The organism is Mesotoga sp. H07pep.5.4, assembly GCF_003664935.1.
GTDB classification, from domain to species: Bacteria; Thermotogota; Thermotogae; order Petrotogales; family Kosmotogaceae; genus Mesotoga; species Mesotoga prima.
Map to the genome: position 1 here is coordinate 57,514 of NZ_JFHM01000016.1, position 15,167 is coordinate 72,680.

At 44.6% G+C, this 15,167-nt stretch carries 14 protein-coding genes; all 14 read right to left on the minus strand.

Annotation, left to right across the window (positions count from 1 at the left end; translation table 11 throughout):
- Positions 1-139: 139 nt before the first annotated feature.
- On the minus strand, positions 140-1,102 hold the full coding sequence (locus tag Y696_RS09795; RefSeq protein WP_014731498.1) for an ABC transporter substrate-binding protein: 963 nt from the start codon (positions 1,100-1,102) through the stop codon (positions 140-142).
- A gap of 36 nt (positions 1,103-1,138) precedes the next feature.
- Complete coding sequence (locus Y696_RS09800) at positions 1,139-2,113, minus strand: ABC transporter permease (protein ID WP_121510379.1); 975 nt, start codon at positions 2,111-2,113, stop codon at positions 1,139-1,141.
- Positions 2,114-3,607 carry a sugar ABC transporter ATP-binding protein gene (locus Y696_RS09805; protein ID WP_121510380.1) on the minus strand — a complete coding sequence of 498 codons (1,494 nt, stop codon included), beginning with the start codon at positions 3,605-3,607 and terminating at the stop codon, positions 2,114-2,116.
- Positions 3,608-3,618: 11 nt separating this feature from the next.
- Positions 3,619-4,611: a sugar phosphate isomerase/epimerase gene (locus tag Y696_RS09810; RefSeq protein ID WP_014731501.1), complete on the minus strand. Its 993-nt coding sequence runs from the start codon at positions 4,609-4,611 to the stop codon at positions 3,619-3,621.
- A gap of 15 nt (positions 4,612-4,626) precedes the next feature.
- Positions 4,627-5,790 carry a Gfo/Idh/MocA family protein gene (locus Y696_RS09815; RefSeq protein ID WP_121510381.1) on the minus strand — a complete coding sequence of 388 codons (1,164 nt, stop codon included), beginning with the start codon at positions 5,788-5,790 and terminating at the stop codon, positions 4,627-4,629.
- A gap of 316 nt (positions 5,791-6,106) precedes the next feature.
- Positions 6,107-7,117: an ABC transporter permease gene (locus tag Y696_RS09820; protein WP_121510382.1), complete on the minus strand. Its 1,011-nt coding sequence runs from the start codon at positions 7,115-7,117 to the stop codon at positions 6,107-6,109.
- 4 nt (positions 7,118-7,121) lie between these two features.
- The gene (locus Y696_RS09825) at positions 7,122-8,168 is read right to left on the minus strand and encodes an ABC transporter permease (RefSeq protein ID WP_121510383.1); all 1,047 of its coding nucleotides are present in this window, start codon (positions 8,166-8,168) and stop codon (positions 7,122-7,124) included.
- Complete coding sequence (locus Y696_RS09830; RefSeq protein ID WP_121510384.1) at positions 8,165-9,022, minus strand: ABC transporter ATP-binding protein; 858 nt, start codon at positions 9,020-9,022, stop codon at positions 8,165-8,167. The genes Y696_RS09825 and Y696_RS09830 overlap by 4 nt, the downstream gene beginning before the upstream one ends.
- A complete protein-coding gene (locus tag Y696_RS09835) occupies positions 9,006-9,641 on the minus strand; it encodes a TetR/AcrR family transcriptional regulator (protein WP_121510385.1) in 636 nt (211 codons plus the stop codon). The genes Y696_RS09830 and Y696_RS09835 overlap by 17 nt, the downstream gene beginning before the upstream one ends.
- A gap of 309 nt (positions 9,642-9,950) precedes the next feature.
- Positions 9,951-10,841, minus strand: coding sequence for a substrate-binding domain-containing protein (locus tag Y696_RS09840; RefSeq protein WP_121510386.1), 891 nt, complete (start codon positions 10,839-10,841; stop codon positions 9,951-9,953).
- 28 nt (positions 10,842-10,869) lie between these two features.
- The gene (locus Y696_RS09845; protein ID WP_257211843.1) at positions 10,870-11,835 is read right to left on the minus strand and encodes an ABC transporter permease; all 966 of its coding nucleotides are present in this window, start codon (positions 11,833-11,835) and stop codon (positions 10,870-10,872) included.
- A gap of 5 nt (positions 11,836-11,840) precedes the next feature.
- Complete coding sequence (locus tag Y696_RS09850; RefSeq protein ID WP_121510387.1) at positions 11,841-13,334, minus strand: sugar ABC transporter ATP-binding protein; 1,494 nt, start codon at positions 13,332-13,334, stop codon at positions 11,841-11,843.
- Between the two features lie 3 nt (positions 13,335-13,337).
- The gene (gene rbsK / locus Y696_RS09855; RefSeq protein WP_099771256.1) at positions 13,338-14,282 is read right to left on the minus strand and encodes a ribokinase; all 945 of its coding nucleotides are present in this window, start codon (positions 14,280-14,282) and stop codon (positions 13,338-13,340) included.
- Complete coding sequence (locus Y696_RS09860; protein WP_014731511.1) at positions 14,275-15,123, minus strand: BtpA/SgcQ family protein; 849 nt, start codon at positions 15,121-15,123, stop codon at positions 14,275-14,277. Before Y696_RS09860 ends, rbsK begins: the two co-directional genes overlap by 8 nt.
- Positions 15,124-15,167: the final 44 nt, after the last annotated feature.

Genomic DNA, 15,167 nt, shown 5'->3' on the forward strand with positions numbered 1-15,167 from the left:
TTATGCAGTCGATTTTTTAGAAGAGATATGGGGAGGAGAAAAACTCCCTTTCTAATTACTCTGGATAGTTAGTAAGGCTTTTAGTTGAAAAAACCCGGAGACCTTGGTCTCCGGGCGTCTAGATTCGTGAGGTGAAAATTTAGAATATTGAATCAGGCTCGTAGTAAAGCTCGGCGTTTTCAGCAGTAATCAGCTCTGCAGCGAGGATTATTTTTGATGGGATCTGCTGCTGATAGAATCCTTCAAGGGGCTGACCTCTCAGTGCAAATACCGCCATGGAAATTCCTGTAGCTATCATTGATGGAGGATATGTAACGTCTGCCTTCACGAGAGGATCATTGTCGATGATCTTCTTTATCATTTGTTTAGATCCGGCGCCGCCGAGGAATAGCTTGATGTCATTTCTTCCAGATTCCTTGTATGCCTGAAGGACTCCAACAAGAACATCATCGTCCTGTGCCCAAACAGCGTCGATTTTCGGATACTTTTGAAGGTAGTTCTCCATGATCTCTAATCCACGTGCAGTATCCCAGTAAGCTGGCTGTGAATCCAGAATTCTTATGTCCGGATACTTCGCCATTACTTCGTTGAATGCGTCTACTCTTTCGCTATTAATAACGCAAGGGATGCCTTCCAGAACAACTATGTCGCCTTTGTAATTGAGAGCCTCAGCCAGCCACTCGCCAGATACTCTTCCAAGGCCCGGGTTGTCACCGGCTACGTAGACATTCTCAACGGGTTTCGTCAAACCTCTGTCGACTGACACGATAAAAACACCACTGTTATAGGCCTTCTCGACAACAGGTGTGAGTGGTTCCGAATCGTGAGCAAGAATAACCAGAGCGTCGATGCCCTTTACCATGAGGTCTTCAACGTCTCCAACCTGTTTTGCAGGTGAGTCGGCCGTCACCAGGAAGAACTCAATGTCGGGATCCTTCTCACTCCAGTCCTTTATGGCTCTTTGTGCCCACCATACGATTCCACCTGTCCAACCATGGTCCGCACTTGGAATGGCAACACCAATCTTGATCTTCTCGGCAGCCATCGCAAAAGCCGAGAGAATGAACACTACGAGGATTGTAAGAACAAATGCCTTTTTCACAAGAAACACCTCCTGTTTCCTTTGACCCCCTTGGGGTTATTGAGATCTCTTTCTCTGTATTAGTACCGCACCGATAATTACCACACCTTTGACTGTACCCTGAAGATATGGCGATACCCCCAGCATATTAAGCATATTGTTTATTATGCCGAGTGTGATGGCACCGATAACAGTTCCGAATATCGAACCCGCTCCACCTGTCATTGGCGTTCCACCGATAATGACTGCGGCTATGGCATCAAGTTCATAGTTCAAGCCGCCATTCGTGGAACTCATTGAATTCAATCTCGCAGAGAGAAAGACGGCGGAGAATCCAACGGTAATACCTACTGCAACGTATGAAATGAACCTTGTGAGGTTCACTTTGATGGCAGAATACTTGGCAACTTTTGGATTGGAGCCGACGGCGCAAAGGTATCTTCCATAACGAGTCTTATTGAGGATAATGGCAAAAATCACTGCAAGACTTATGAATACAACTACAGGATTTGGAATGCCCAGGACATTACCCATTCCCAGATCGGGAAAGAGATTGCTTTCAGATCTAAAAACGCCGGCGCTTCCTATATACAGCGCCATTGATCTGAAAATGGCCATAGTACCGAGTGTTGCGATGAAGGGAGCGATCTTTCCAATTGTTACCATCAGTCCGTTCAACGCGCCCAATCCTGCACCAAAAAGCAAACCAATTATCAGCGCGAACAGTATAGCCCATGCTTCTCCACCCTCGCCAAATACGGTCAGAAGCCAGTTTAGCGCAAGAATCACAACTCCACCAACAAGAGCGACCATAGATCCAACCGAAAGGTCGATCCCTCCCGAAATGATCACAAAAGTCATTCCTAGAGCTATGATCCCTGTATAGGAAACCTGTCTCAGGATATTCAAAAGGTTTTGAGTCTGAAGAAAGTACGGGCTGGCAATAGCGGATACTACGAAAAGTATCGCAAGGGCTATTAACGGGCCGAATCTTTCATATTCGAAGCGTCTCTTTACATTTTCACCTGCCATTCAAGCAACCCCCTTGAGTCCCGTGGCATGAAGCATGATCTCTTCCTCGTTGATATGTTCACCTTCAAGGATTCCCGTAATTCTTCCCTCTTTCATCACGACGACTCTGTTACACATTCCTATTATCTCTTCAAGCTCGGAGGAAATGAGAATACAAGACACACCCTCATTTACCAGTTCGTTCATGAATCTGTATATTTCTCTCTTAGCGTTCACATCTATTCCTCTGGTGGGTTCGTCAAAAATGAAAATCTCGGGCTCCGGGTCAAGGGATTTTGCGAGGGAGACTTTCTGCTGGTTTCCACCACTGAAAAACTCCAGTCTTGTCTTGAGAGATGCTGCTCTGATATTGAATTTGTCGACATACTTCTTCGTCTTTTCCCGCTCTTTCTTACTGTTAATGAGTATTTTAGAATAAGCCGGAAGCGAAATAAGCGTTGTATTCTTTATCAAATCGAAGGATGTTAATATTCCACTCCCCTGACGATCTTCCGAAAGGTAAGCAATCTTGTTCTTCACAGCATCGTTGGGTGACTTGATTTCCACCGGTTTGCCTTTGATACTGATCTTGCCTGAATCTCTCTTTCTGATACCAATTATAGCTTCGGCTAGTTCAGTTCTTCCCGCACCCACTAGACCGGCAAAGCCAAGAATTTCCCCTTCACGAAGTCCGAAGGAAATGTTTTCTAGAAGACCATTAATTGTCAGGTTCTCGACTTCGAATACAACTTCGTCAGACGGTGAAACTTTATCTGGAAAGATCTGGCTCAGCTCGCGTCCTACCATTCTCTTTGCCATTTCTTCTTCATCAACCTCACCAGTCTGACTTACACTGATCATTTGGCCGTCTCTTAGAACCATCACTCTATCACAGATTTTTCTGACTTCTTTCAGTTTGTGAGAGATGTAGATGATGGTAACCCCTCTTTCCTTTAGACTTCTCATGAGGTCAAAGAGGATTTCAATTTCATTGAGAGTAAGAACAGTCGTCGGTTCGTCCATTATCAGGAGCTTTGAATCGTAAGCTATGGCCTTCGCAATTTCAACCATTTGCTTCTGGGCCACGCTCAACCTCTCAATCTTCTCTTCGGGATCGATTGATTTCTTCAACTCCTCCAGAAGAGAAATGGTTCGCCTCTTCATCTCTCTTGTGTTGAGGAACCCCTTGCGTGTAATCTCACTTCCTAGGAAGATGTTCTCATAGACACTGAGCTCATTGATCAAGTTGAATTCCTGAGGGATAATAGAGATTCCTATCATTTTCGCGTGCAAAGGGTCTTTGATCTCCACTTCCTTGCCCTCGAAGAAGATCTTTCCTTCGGTAGGTGTGTAGATTCCGCTGAGGATCTTAACGAGAGTCGACTTTCCGGCTCCATTTTCACCTATGATCCCGAAAATCTCGCCCCTCTCTATTCCTATGTCTATGTTATCGAGAACCCTAACCCCTGAGAATTCCTTTGAAATCCCTTTGGTCTCTATCAAGACCTCACCCATTAGTTCACTCCTCAGCTTTTCATTGCATCGTCGAAAGCGATGTTTGAAGGCTCGAAATCAACTTTCCTGACAAACTCGGCAGCTTCCTTGGCACCGAATTCTCTTTCCATTCCACTGTCTTCCCATTCCACCGAGAGGGGACCGCTGTAACCGATGTTATTTAGCTCTCTGATGATTTCTTCAAAATTTACGTGGCCGTGACCGAGAGACCTGAAGTTCCATCCCCGTCTAGTGTCACCAAAGGTCATCATTGATCCAAGTATCCCTGCCCTTCCGTCCAATGTAACTGCTGCATCCTTCATGTGTACATGATAGATCCTTTCTGCGAAATCTCTTACGAAGAGGTGGGGTTTTACTCCCTGCCAGATGAGATGGCTTGGATCGAAATTGAATCCAAGCGTCTTTCTGTAATTGAATACCTCTAACAGCCTCTTTGCGGTGTAATAATCAAAGGCGATTTCGGTGGGATGAACTTCAAGTGAGAATGTAATGCCTTCAGCATCGAACTTCTCAAAAATAGGTGTCCAGAGATCAACGATTTCCCGATAGGCGTCCTCAACCATCTTCTCCGTTGTTTGGGGGAACGAGTACCAGAACTTCCATACAGGAGAGCCTGTGAAGCCTGTTACAGTATAACAGCCCATGTTCTTTGCAGCTGTAGGAGCGTACATCATCTGCTCTATTCCCCATGCTCGAATCTTTTCGGGATTACCTTTACAGCTGGCAGGAGCAAATCCATCAAGCCTTACGTCATAAAGATCTCCCACACACTGCCCCATAAGATGGGCACCGAGGGCCCAGCATTTCAGATTGTACTTTTCGAGAATCTCCTTCCTTTTTTCGACATAATTTGGATCTTTAGCGGCCTTTTCGAGATCCATGTGATCTCCCCAACAGGCAATCTCAAGGCCATCATATCCCCACGAACTGGCTTTCTTGCAGATTTCCTCAAAAGTGAGGTCGGCCCACTGCCCCGTAAACAATGTGACTGGTCTATTTCCCATATCATAACCTCCTGACTAGATGTCTACCCAGATACTCCCCTTCTGAGAGCTTTCAACTGCCTTTCCGATAAACCTAACTCCTGCCAAGCCGTCTTCGACTGTTGGGAAATCGGCTCCAGACATGTCTTCTCCACTCTTCTTCTTTATAAGAGTTGTTGCGAAATTCCGGTAGATGTTTGCAAAGGCTTCATAATATCCTTCTGGATGTCCGGCCGGAATTCTAGAAACGCTTGCAGCATTGGGCAGCATGTATCCACCACCCCTTGAGAGAATCTGGACCGGTTCCCCAACGTATGCTACCTTCAGGTAGTTTGGATTTTCCTGTTCCCACTCTATTGATCCCTTGCTTCCGAATATTCTGACTTTAAGGCCATTGTCATGACCAACAGCGACCTGGGAAGCCCAGAAGACACCCCGTGCCCCATTGTTGAATCTAACGAGGATCTCGGCGTTATCATCCAGGGTTCTGCCCGGGACGAACGAGTCAAGACTGGCACAAAGCGACTTGAGCTTGAGGCCCGTGATGTAGGAAACTGTATTTTCAATGTGACTTCCAATATCGCCGACACAGTTCGATTTTCCGGTCTGTGAGGGATCCGTTCTCCATGCTGCCTGCATGTTGCCGGTATCTTCCAGTCTTGTAGCTAGCCAGTCCTGAGCGTACTCACCCATGACAACCCGAATTTCACCTATTGCTCCATTCTGTATCATTTCCCTTGCGTGTTTTACCATTGCATAACCGGAATAAGCGTATGCAACGGCAAAAAGCAAATTCTTCTTTTTTGCCAAATCCGCAAGTTCCTGTGCTTCAGATTCGTCGATTGCAAGAGGCTTTTCGCAAACGACGTTTATATTTGCTTCAAGAAATTCCTTGGCAATTGGGAAGTGAGTGACATTTGGAGTACAGATACTTACGAAGTCAATTCCATCTTCTCGCTCAGATTCTTTTCTCGCCATTTCTTTGTAGTCTTTGTAAACTCTATCATCAGAAACTCCAAGCTTTTTGGCCGTTCTTACAGTGTCGTCATAGTAAATCGAAAAACATCCGGCTACAAGCTTTGCAAGACCGTCGATTGCTATTGCCTTTCTATGAACGTCACCGATAAACGAACCCTCGCCGCCGCCTACCATTCCATATCTTAGCTGACCAGCAGAGGCGACTTCTTTGCCTTCAATCATCTCTCTCACCTCTCGTATATGATGTTTTCTTACGAACAAAACACTAAGAAGATAAGGAATTTCTCCTATTCTCTAAAATTATAGCTAAAACCAGACCTAATTCTTGCATTGCATCTGACCAAAAGAACGAGTGAAAAACGAAAGAATTTTGCGAGAAACTGCATTGACTTTTGCTGTTTTCATTAGATGAAGAATAATCATCTCAGATCGTTCCTGAAGCGCCTATAGGATGTTCAAGTGAATTCTGGCAGCATCGATTTAATTTTTTGCCCCATAAAAATATTTATCAGTTTAAGACTAAGGCGGGCTACCCGCCTTAGTTGAGGTAAGTCTGGAGTCCCTTCTTGATTCTGCTCATCATCAAGAGGAATAATGTGGCAGTCGTTAGACATATCCAGAGAATCTGAATGGCGAAACTTGACCAGTTAATGCTGCGATTTACGATGTCTTTGAGTACGACAAATGACCAGTATGTAGGTGACCAGAAGAATATGAAATGTAGTCTTTCGGGAAGTATGAAGCCAAGTATTACAGGCATCAGGAGTAACCAGCCGCTTATCTTCATGTTTGCAATCCCGCTCATCTGTGAAGACGAGATTACTCCGATGAGAAAACCGACGACAATACCGATAATTGAGCTAGAAATGGTAACTATTATTAGTTTCAGATAATTCATAGTGGGCAAGTCGAGAATCAGAACGGCCAGAAATGAGTGAATCAAAGGAATGATAATCCCAAGGATGCTTCTTCCGAGAATGAGTTCGCTCTTTTTTATTGGTATTACCATGAGAGCTCTCATTGCTCCTGATTCTTTTTCTTCGATGATATTAAACCCTATTACCATTCCTCCCAAAACAAAGGAGATGATTACAACGAAGGTGAATCCGAATACTGTTACCGGTGCGACAAATCTTCCTTGATCGCTTTCTTTAAAATCGATATATCTCGTCGTATCAGATTGAAGTCCTGTGAGGATGATCTTTGCAATCTCTTCTATTTCTTCCGATTCGTTACCCTGAAGAAAGAGATTAAATGATTCGCCTTTCTTGTATATAGCCACAGAGTCATCAGATCGTCCGACTCTTTCTTTCATTTCCGCTTCGGATGAGACGGGTTCGACGCTACCAAACTTCTCAAGAGCTTCCAAAGTGGCCTTCTGGTCTTTCAGAGTAACGAACGATAAAGAAAGACTCTGAAAATCAGGTGCTATGATTCTGAAAAAGAATGAGAAGATTATCGGGGCCACGAGTATGTATATCACCATCTTATCTCTAACACCGTTGATGGTGTCTATTCTGAAAACATTGAGTATCCTCTTCATTCTCATGATCTCACATCCTAATCCTTCGTATTCTGAGCTTATAGAGATTGACGGCTATCACAAAAGCCAGCACCGCTTCGACCGCTACCAATATCATGTAGGAAATATCTGTTGAACCCTGATGAGGGAAAACAGCTCCTTGCAACGAGAAGAGAATGGGAAAAGTAGGAAGTATTCTCAGATACCAGGGAGAGAATCCTTCCATATAATACGAAAGCATCGGTAATGAGAAAATTACCGTCAACGCCAGAATAGCAGCCATTGACTGAGATAGGTTCTCATAGAAACTTGCAGCTATTAGAGAAACAGATGTCGAGAGGAAGCTCCCAACTGAGACAATCAAAACAAGCTGCAAGTACTCAGCTTGGAGGCCAACCGTGAGAGCCGTGAGAATGATCGCGAAAACTATCCCTAAAATCATGAGAAAGATCACTTTGGCTCCCAGATATTCCCAGACTCTTCCCGGTGTCACCGCAAATGCGTCGAGGGTCTTCTGAGATTTTTCGCTGAAAACCATTGCAAAGACCATTATCATACCCATCATTACGGCTTCAAACATCAGGAAGATCGGAAGAAAAGACTTGTTGAAGGGGATATCGAGTCCATCATCTTGTTTTCCCTGAAGGTACTGGACACTGTTGCTGGAAATCGGGTGATTATCTGAACCATGTAGAAGATGGGCAACCACTAGTTTCACAAGCTCTCTGGTTTTCGTGTCTTCATGTCCCTGGAAAACCAGCTCAAATGATGGGGAAGCTGTATCGCCTCTCATAATTACGCCAACACTATTGAAACTTCTATTGAGTGATTCATAGAGCTCATCACGACTGTTGACAAATGAAAGTGACGATTCGGAACTACGATCACTGGCTTCGATCGCTCTCGCGATTTCCTTGCTTTCAGTTAGAAGAATTAGCTGTGTGCTGGTTGAAAGATCCTCGGGAATCAGAAATGTCATCAAAAGGAAGTAGGCCACAGCCAGCATTACGGTAAGCAGGAAGAAGTGACTCCTCCAACCTAGTATTATTTCCTTAGAGATGTTCGTGAAGAGTCTCATATTTCTAACTTCTCTCCGGTCACTTTAATGAAGATCTCTTCAAGGGTAGCTTCTTTAGAATGAATCGTCTCAATCACCTCATGGTCAAGAAGAGAATTGAGCTTCTGCCGATCAGCTTCGTAAACAAGAGAAAGGCTTTCCCTCTTCAGAGAACTATTTTTCCTGTATTCAATTTCCACCAGTTTCTTACCATGCTGTAGTTTTAGATTCCTCGGGGAGTCAATGAGCGAAATCTTTCCAGAAACAATGAATGCCACCCTATCACATAGTTCATCGGCGATGTGCATATTATGCGTCGTCAGAAAGATCGTTGTGCCCTTTTTCTTCTTCTCTTTGATTAATTCTTTTATTGCTGCGGAAGTTGATGGGTCTAGCCCGGAAACAGGTTCGTCCAGAAACAAGACTTTCGGATTGTTAATGAGAGAACGAGCAAAGACCAGTCTTTGTTGCATCCCTTTGGAGTATTCTCCTACCCTCTTTTTAGCAACGTCTTTCAAGCCGATCATGTCAAGCATATGGGCTGGATCTTCTGTTGGTACATCGTACAAACTGGCAAAATACTCAAGGTTCTCGATACCAGTCAGCTTGAGATAAAGATTAGGATTTTCAAAGGAGACGCCTATGTTGTTATAGAAGTCAGGGGTAGTTGCAGAAACATCGACATCCATGACCCTTACTTTTCCCTTTTGGACCGGTAAGAGGCCCGTTAATATTCTCTGAGTCGTCGACTTTCCCGCCCCGTTTGGACCGAGAAAACCGAAAATCTCTCCCTCCTTGACTTCGAAAGAGATGCCATTTACGGCGAACTCTTCGTTTTTCCCGTAAGAATAGTAAAGATCACATACCTGAATCATAGTCTTCTCTCCTTTTCATACCGTATTCAAGAAGATTAATTAGAGAGAGGTACTTCTTCCTCGTTTCGTCAGTAATCTTCCCATTGCTGCTGGATCTTATCATTTCACTCAGTGAGAGCATGAAGGCAGTAATCAACTTCGCAGATAGCTCCGGATCCACCCAATCAGCTAATTCACCGTTATTCTTTCCTCGTCTAATCAAGGAAATAATAAAACCGTCGCTTGATGGAGCATATTCTATCAGAACCTCATCCATCAAAGGTTTGTTTGCAACGAGACTGTCACTGATCTTCAAAAGCCGAGGATCTTCCTCGGCCATCTTAATTCCTGCTTCAACCATTACCCTTAATGTTTCAAATACACTCAGTTCTCTGTGTGAGATTTCGATGCCCGTCATAATCTCCATCTTTTTCTTGTAGATAATGTCCAGAACATATCTGAACAAATCAGACTTGTTTTCGAAGTACTGGTAGAAGCTACCCTTCGGGATTGAAGATCTTCGGACTATCTCGTTGACTCTTGAATTTTCATATCCATTCGCTGCAAACTCATCTATGGCGGCTTCCAAAATTCGTTTTCGCTTCGTTTTCGGCAAGTTGAAGAAAGTCTCCTTTGGCACTCAAACATCTCCTTTGTGACTAACAAGTCATATGACTAATCAGTCACATTATACTCCTTGTGGTATTCTGAAAGCAAAGATTCGATATAGCAGAACAGCATTGTTAACTTGAAATTAAGGAGGCCATTGTTCAAAAGTCGTCTCCTGGATTTCTATTGTTTCTTTAGTAGCTTGGAAACGAAATGGAAGAGTTTTGGATCATCGCAAGCGAGTATTTTGAGAAATCAGATGAGTGGGCTCTTCATTTTCTCGTGATGCTTTCACAAAAAAGGAGAGCAGCATACGCTGCTCTCCTTGTAGATCAGCTAATTATTGGAGAACGTCGATAGTTATAAGTTTCAGTGGAATTATTACCTTAGGTTCCACAGTTGCGCCGTTGATGATTCTCTGTGCCGCGATAACTGCCATCTGCATCTGTAGATAAGGCTGCTGTTGAACTGTAGCAACCATTTCACCGGCTTTTATGGCTGCAATTGCATCATCTGTGGCATCAATTCCGACAATCTTTATTTCGTCCAGTCTTCCCGCGGCAATCACTGCCCTAACCGCGCCGAGTGCCATCTCGTCATTGTGTGCGTAGATTCCGTCCAGCACCGGGTTACCTTGAAGAATGTCTTCCGTAACTCTTGCACCTTCTTCTCTTGAGTAATTGGCTGTCAGTGATGCTACTACTTCGATACCTGGGTACTTCTTAAGTTCGTCCATGAAACCTTTCTGTCTGTCAACTGCCGACGGTGCTCCGGGTATCCCCTCAAGGACAGCTACTTTTCCTTCTCCGCCAAGTGCTTCTGCCAATGCTACTGCGGCGAGCATACCTGCTTCCTTGTTATCGATGTCTAGATGCTGTTCCACTACTCCACCGTTTGAAGGTCTTGTCACAGTGATAACCGGAATTCCGGCTGCGTTTGCTTCAAGAACTGCCGAGACTATTGCGTCAGAGTCAACAGGGTTGATGATCAACACATCTACTCTTCTCGTTATGAGATCCTGAATCTGAGCAAACTGAGTTTCTGGCTTATCCTGAGCGTCCAAAACGATCATCTCCAAACCCAGTTCGCTCGCCTTTGCCTCTCCACCTTCCTTCATAGTCACGAAAAAGGGATTTGCAAGTGTCGAGACTGAAAAACCAATGGTTTTTGCAGCAAAGCCTGTTAGCGCTAACAATCCGATCATAAGAACTACCAAAAGCATTCGTTTCATGTTACCCCTCCTTTTTTGTTAGAGAATCCTAATCACTACGTTTTGCCAGTACGGCAACGAGTATTATTACTCCTTTCACTATTTGTTGAAAGAACGATGATACTCCTACGAGATTCATTCCATTATCGATAACTCCTATTACCATGGCGCCCAGGAGAGTGCCCAGAACTGTACCTACACCTCCGGAAAGAGATGCTCCGCCAAGTATTACAGCCGCTATTACATTCATCTCAAGTCCTTCGGCGGCAGTTGGCTGAGCGGAAAGCAATTTGGAAGTTATGAGAATGCCACCAAGCGCACTCATGAGACCGGAAATGACGAAGGCAAGAACCCGGTATTTCCTCACTGGTATCGCTGATAGCCTAGCTGCTTCCCTGTTTGCTCCAATTGACTTCACATACACTCCGTGTTTTGTTCTGTTCAGAACAAAGAAGGCGAGAATGAAGACTCCGGCAGCTATTATCGTTGAAACCGGTACTGGTCCGAGATAGCCAGCACCCATTATCGCGAAATCTACAGGCAATCTGGATATCGGCTTTCCTCCGGTCCAAACCAGTGCGGCTCCCCTTGCAATCCCCATCATAGCAAGTGTCACTATGAAGGATTGGACTCGACCGTAAACAGTCAGAACGCCATTCGCAAACCCGATTCCGACCCCAAGTATCAACCCCGCAATCAGGCCTAGGAAGATGGAGCCCGTTGCATTAAGAACCGCCGCAGTTGCAACTCCAACTAATGCTGCAGAAGAACCAACAGAAAGATCTATCTCACCTGTGAGTATTACAAAGGTCATTCCAATAGCGACAATTAGAGTTATCGACACCTGCCTGGTAATGTTCAGCAGATTCCTAGAGGTGAAGAAATATGGTGACATCAATGAGAAAACCACCATTAATGCTACAAGGATTAAGATCAGCCCTAGTTCACCCTTTAGCAATCTCAAAAATTTGTTAACAAACGCCGATCTGTCATTTTTCTCAATCCTATTTTCCATGTGCATTAACCTCCAAGCGCCAGTGTCAATAACTGCTCTGTAGATGAATCTTTACCTTCAAGTTCGGCGACAATTGTTCCTTTTCTTATCACAAGGATTCGATCGCATATCGCACTCATCTCCCGGAATTCAGATGACAATATCAATATTCCTGTACCCCTATCGGCAAGGTAGTTGATCAGAGAATAGATCTCTGTCTTTGCACCAATGTCAATTCCGCGAGTCGGCTCATCAAGTATCAAGATATCTGGTTCACCACAAAGCCATTTTCCAATAACAACTTTCTGCTGGTTTCCACCAGAGAGATTCTGGACTGCCATTTTTATGTCTAAAGGTCTTATTTTTAGTTTTTCTGACGTATCCGTTGCAATTTCTGATTTCTTTTTGCTCGAGATTATTCCGTTCTTAATGGCGAGATCGATGTTTGCAACACAGATGTTATGTTCTACGTTGAGCCTAAGAAATAAGCCCTGTTCCTTTCTATCCTCTGGAATGAAAGAGATACCATGTCTCTTTGCATCATCGGGCGAGTTTAATCTCACTTCCTTGCCAGCAATTGAGAGCTTTCCCTTCATAGCCCTGTCTGCTCCGAACAAACCGAGGGCAAGTTCGCTTTTTCCAGAACCGATTATTCCCGTTATACCGAGGATCTCGCCTTTTTTCAGGCTAAAACTGACTGGAGCAAGCATCTTGTCGGTCTTGAACTCTTCTATTTCCAACAGTGTATCTTCGGATGGTCTCCCCTCTCGTACCGGGAACTCTTCTTTCAAGGTTCTTCCAAGCATTGATTTTACCAGCGTCTTTAGATCCACCTTATCAATTTCGAAGGTTCCGGCGTTTTGACCGTCTCTCAGTACGGTGGCTCTGTCACACACTCTAAAGACTTCATCAAGATGATGGGAGATGTAGATCATGTTCACTTTTTTTAGTTTCAGATCATCCATAATCTCAAACAGAGTATCGATTTCCACTCTGCTCATACCGGTTGTAGGTTCATCGAGAAGAAGGATATTGGCGTTTATCGATAGCGCTTTTATTATTTCCACTATCCTTTTCTGCCCAAGACCTAGGTCTCTGACAAGAGTGCTAGGATCTATTTCGATTCCGAAGGAAGATAGATACTCCGCTGCTCTTCGAATGAGCTCTTTCTTTCTTAAAGTTCCAAAGAAGGATGTGGTAGGTTCGTGACCCAGAAATATATTCTCGGCTACTGTTAGTGAGTCTACGAGACTTAGTTCTTGATATATTGCGCCTATTCCTTTGTGTCGTGCGTCTACGGGGTCTTCAATCGTTACTGTTTTTCCTTGGACCTGAATAGTCCCCGAATCCATTTTATGAACTCCGGTCAGGATCTTTATCAGTGTAGATTTTCCAGCTCCGTTTTCGCCAAGGAGCGCATGTACTTCACCTTCGCTCAGCTCGAAGTTGACATCCTTCAGAGCATGGATTCCACCAAAAGATTTATATATTCCTTCCAGTTTCAGCGCAATATCGGGCACCTGTTACACCTGCCTTCTTAGTAACTTCTCGACGCTTTTCGGAGCAGGGATAGAAGTTTGAGCACCGGAGATCGTAGTGCTCAATGCTCCTGCTGCATTTGCCCACTCTAGAGATTCCTTCAGATGCACACCCTTCGATAAAGCTGCTGCCAAAGCTCCTGAAAAGACATCTCCAGCCGCAGTTGTGTCCACACAGTCAACGTCAAAGGGCTTCAAGTCCATGAAGTTATTGCCATCAACTCCAACAACGCCTTTTTCGCCAAGAGTTATTATTGGTAGATTGAAGCCCATTGAACTTAGTCTTTGGAGGGCAATCCGCGCAGATTCTCTGTCGTGAACATCTATGCCTGTCAGAATCCTCGCTTCAGATTCATTAGGCTTTATTAAATTGATCAAAGGCGCGATGGAATCGGGGAACCCATTTCTAGGAGCAGGCGCGGGATCGACGATCGTAAACATTCCATTTTCATGGGCCAGTTTGATTGCCCTGAAGATTGTCTCCTGTGCTATTTCCATTGTTAACAAAAGAATACGCCCGCGTTTGAAGAGATCAGAGTTTTTCTCCACGTCTTCAGGAGAAAGCCGCGCATTACTACCCGGGGTAAAAGAAATCGAGTTTTGCCCATTTTTGTCAACTCTTATCATTGCAATACCCGCTGTGCTTTCGGGATCCCTAAGTATTCTGGAAGTGTCTACCCCTTTTTCCTTCATCATCTGGATCAGTTCTTCACTGAATCCGTCACCACCAAGTTTCGTAAACATCTGAACTCTCGCGCCACTGATTGCCGCCGCAACTGCTTGATTTCCTCCCTTTCCTCCCGGGTAGGTACTGAAGTTGTCTGTGAGAACAGTCTCTCCAGGCTCAGGAAGTCTATCCATTACCATCACTAGATCCATGTTCATGCTTCCCATGCAGAGAATCTCTCCGTTAAATGCGTAATCAATCATCGTAGCCCGCCTCTCTAAGGGATTCAACGGTTTTCATAAAGCTTCTGACGTTGTTTGGATCAACGGGATTCTTCCAGTTGTTGTCCCTCTTGAAGTAGCTTCCGACGATTGCTCCATCGGCAAACCTAAGAAGTTCACCTACGTTTTCTTTTGTCAAACCACTTCCGATCATCACCGGAATGCTTACAGCTTCACTGAAACTTTTTACTTTTTCTGCGTTAGGTGCCTGCCCGGTCTCAAATCCCGTAACGATTAGAATTTCTGCCCCTTCCGATTCGGCGTCATGAGCCTGTTCCTCAACACTTCTGTCTGAAATAATGAAATGACTCCCATGTTTCACATTCACATCACACATGAACTTAATCTCTTCTGCGCCTATAAGTTTTCTGTATCTAGAAAGCTCTGCCCCGATGCCTTCCGTCAAACCCGCGTGAGAAACATACGCATTGACCCATTCGAAGATTCTTATCCATTTTGCGCCACCAGCAACTGCGGCGGCGAGTGCTGCCTTTCCTCCATTGAGATGGCAGTTCACACCTACAGGTATATTGACGGCTTCTCTCACACTTTGAGTCGCTACTGCCAGAGCAGCGGAAGTCTCGTGACCGATCCTTTCCCCTTTGAGATATGGAAAGTCCCAGATGTTTTCAATTTGAAGTCCATCAACACCACATCCCTCCATAATTCTCGCTTCTTCAATAGCGATCCTGAGAATCTCCTTCATGCCCAGTTTTTCGGGATCGTATCTCGGTGATCCTGGAAGGGGACGCAGATGTATCATTCCAATAATCGGTTTGCCTTTTTTGAATATGCTGCTTAGAACTTCCCTATCTCTTCTCACATAACCACCTCTTTTTCTTTTGGCGCAGATGAAATCGTGATACT

What these genes read in the sequence shown, in the direction of transcription:
- Y696_RS09805 (WP_121510380.1), bottom strand. Translation starts at nt 3,607, where the DNA reads ATGGGTGAGGTCTTGATAGAGACCAAAGGGATTTCAAAGGAATTCTCA.
- Y696_RS09845 (WP_257211843.1), bottom strand. Translation starts at nt 11,835, where the DNA reads ATGGAAAATAGGATTGAGAAAAATGACAGATCGGCGTTTGTTAACAAA.
- rbsK (WP_099771256.1), bottom strand. Translation starts at nt 14,282, where the DNA reads ATGATTGATTACGCATTTAACGGAGAGATTCTCTGCATGGGAAGCATG.
- Y696_RS09815 (WP_121510381.1), bottom strand. Translation starts at nt 5,790, where the DNA reads ATGATTGAAGGCAAAGAAGTCGCCTCTGCTGGTCAGCTAAGATATGGA.
- Y696_RS09825 (WP_121510383.1), bottom strand. Translation starts at nt 8,168, where the DNA reads ATGAGACTCTTCACGAACATCTCTAAGGAAATAATACTAGGTTGGAGG.
- Y696_RS09840 (WP_121510386.1), bottom strand. Translation starts at nt 10,841, where the DNA reads ATGAAACGAATGCTTTTGGTAGTTCTTATGATCGGATTGTTAGCGCTA.
- Y696_RS09800 (WP_121510379.1), bottom strand. Translation starts at nt 2,113, where the DNA reads ATGGCAGGTGAAAATGTAAAGAGACGCTTCGAATATGAAAGATTCGGC.
- Y696_RS09830 (WP_121510384.1), bottom strand. Translation starts at nt 9,022, where the DNA reads ATGATTCAGGTATGTGATCTTTACTATTCTTACGGGAAAAACGAAGAG.
- Y696_RS09820 (WP_121510382.1), bottom strand. Translation starts at nt 7,117, where the DNA reads ATGAGAATGAAGAGGATACTCAATGTTTTCAGAATAGACACCATCAAC.
- Y696_RS09810 (WP_014731501.1), bottom strand. Translation starts at nt 4,611, where the DNA reads ATGGGAAATAGACCAGTCACATTGTTTACGGGGCAGTGGGCCGACCTC.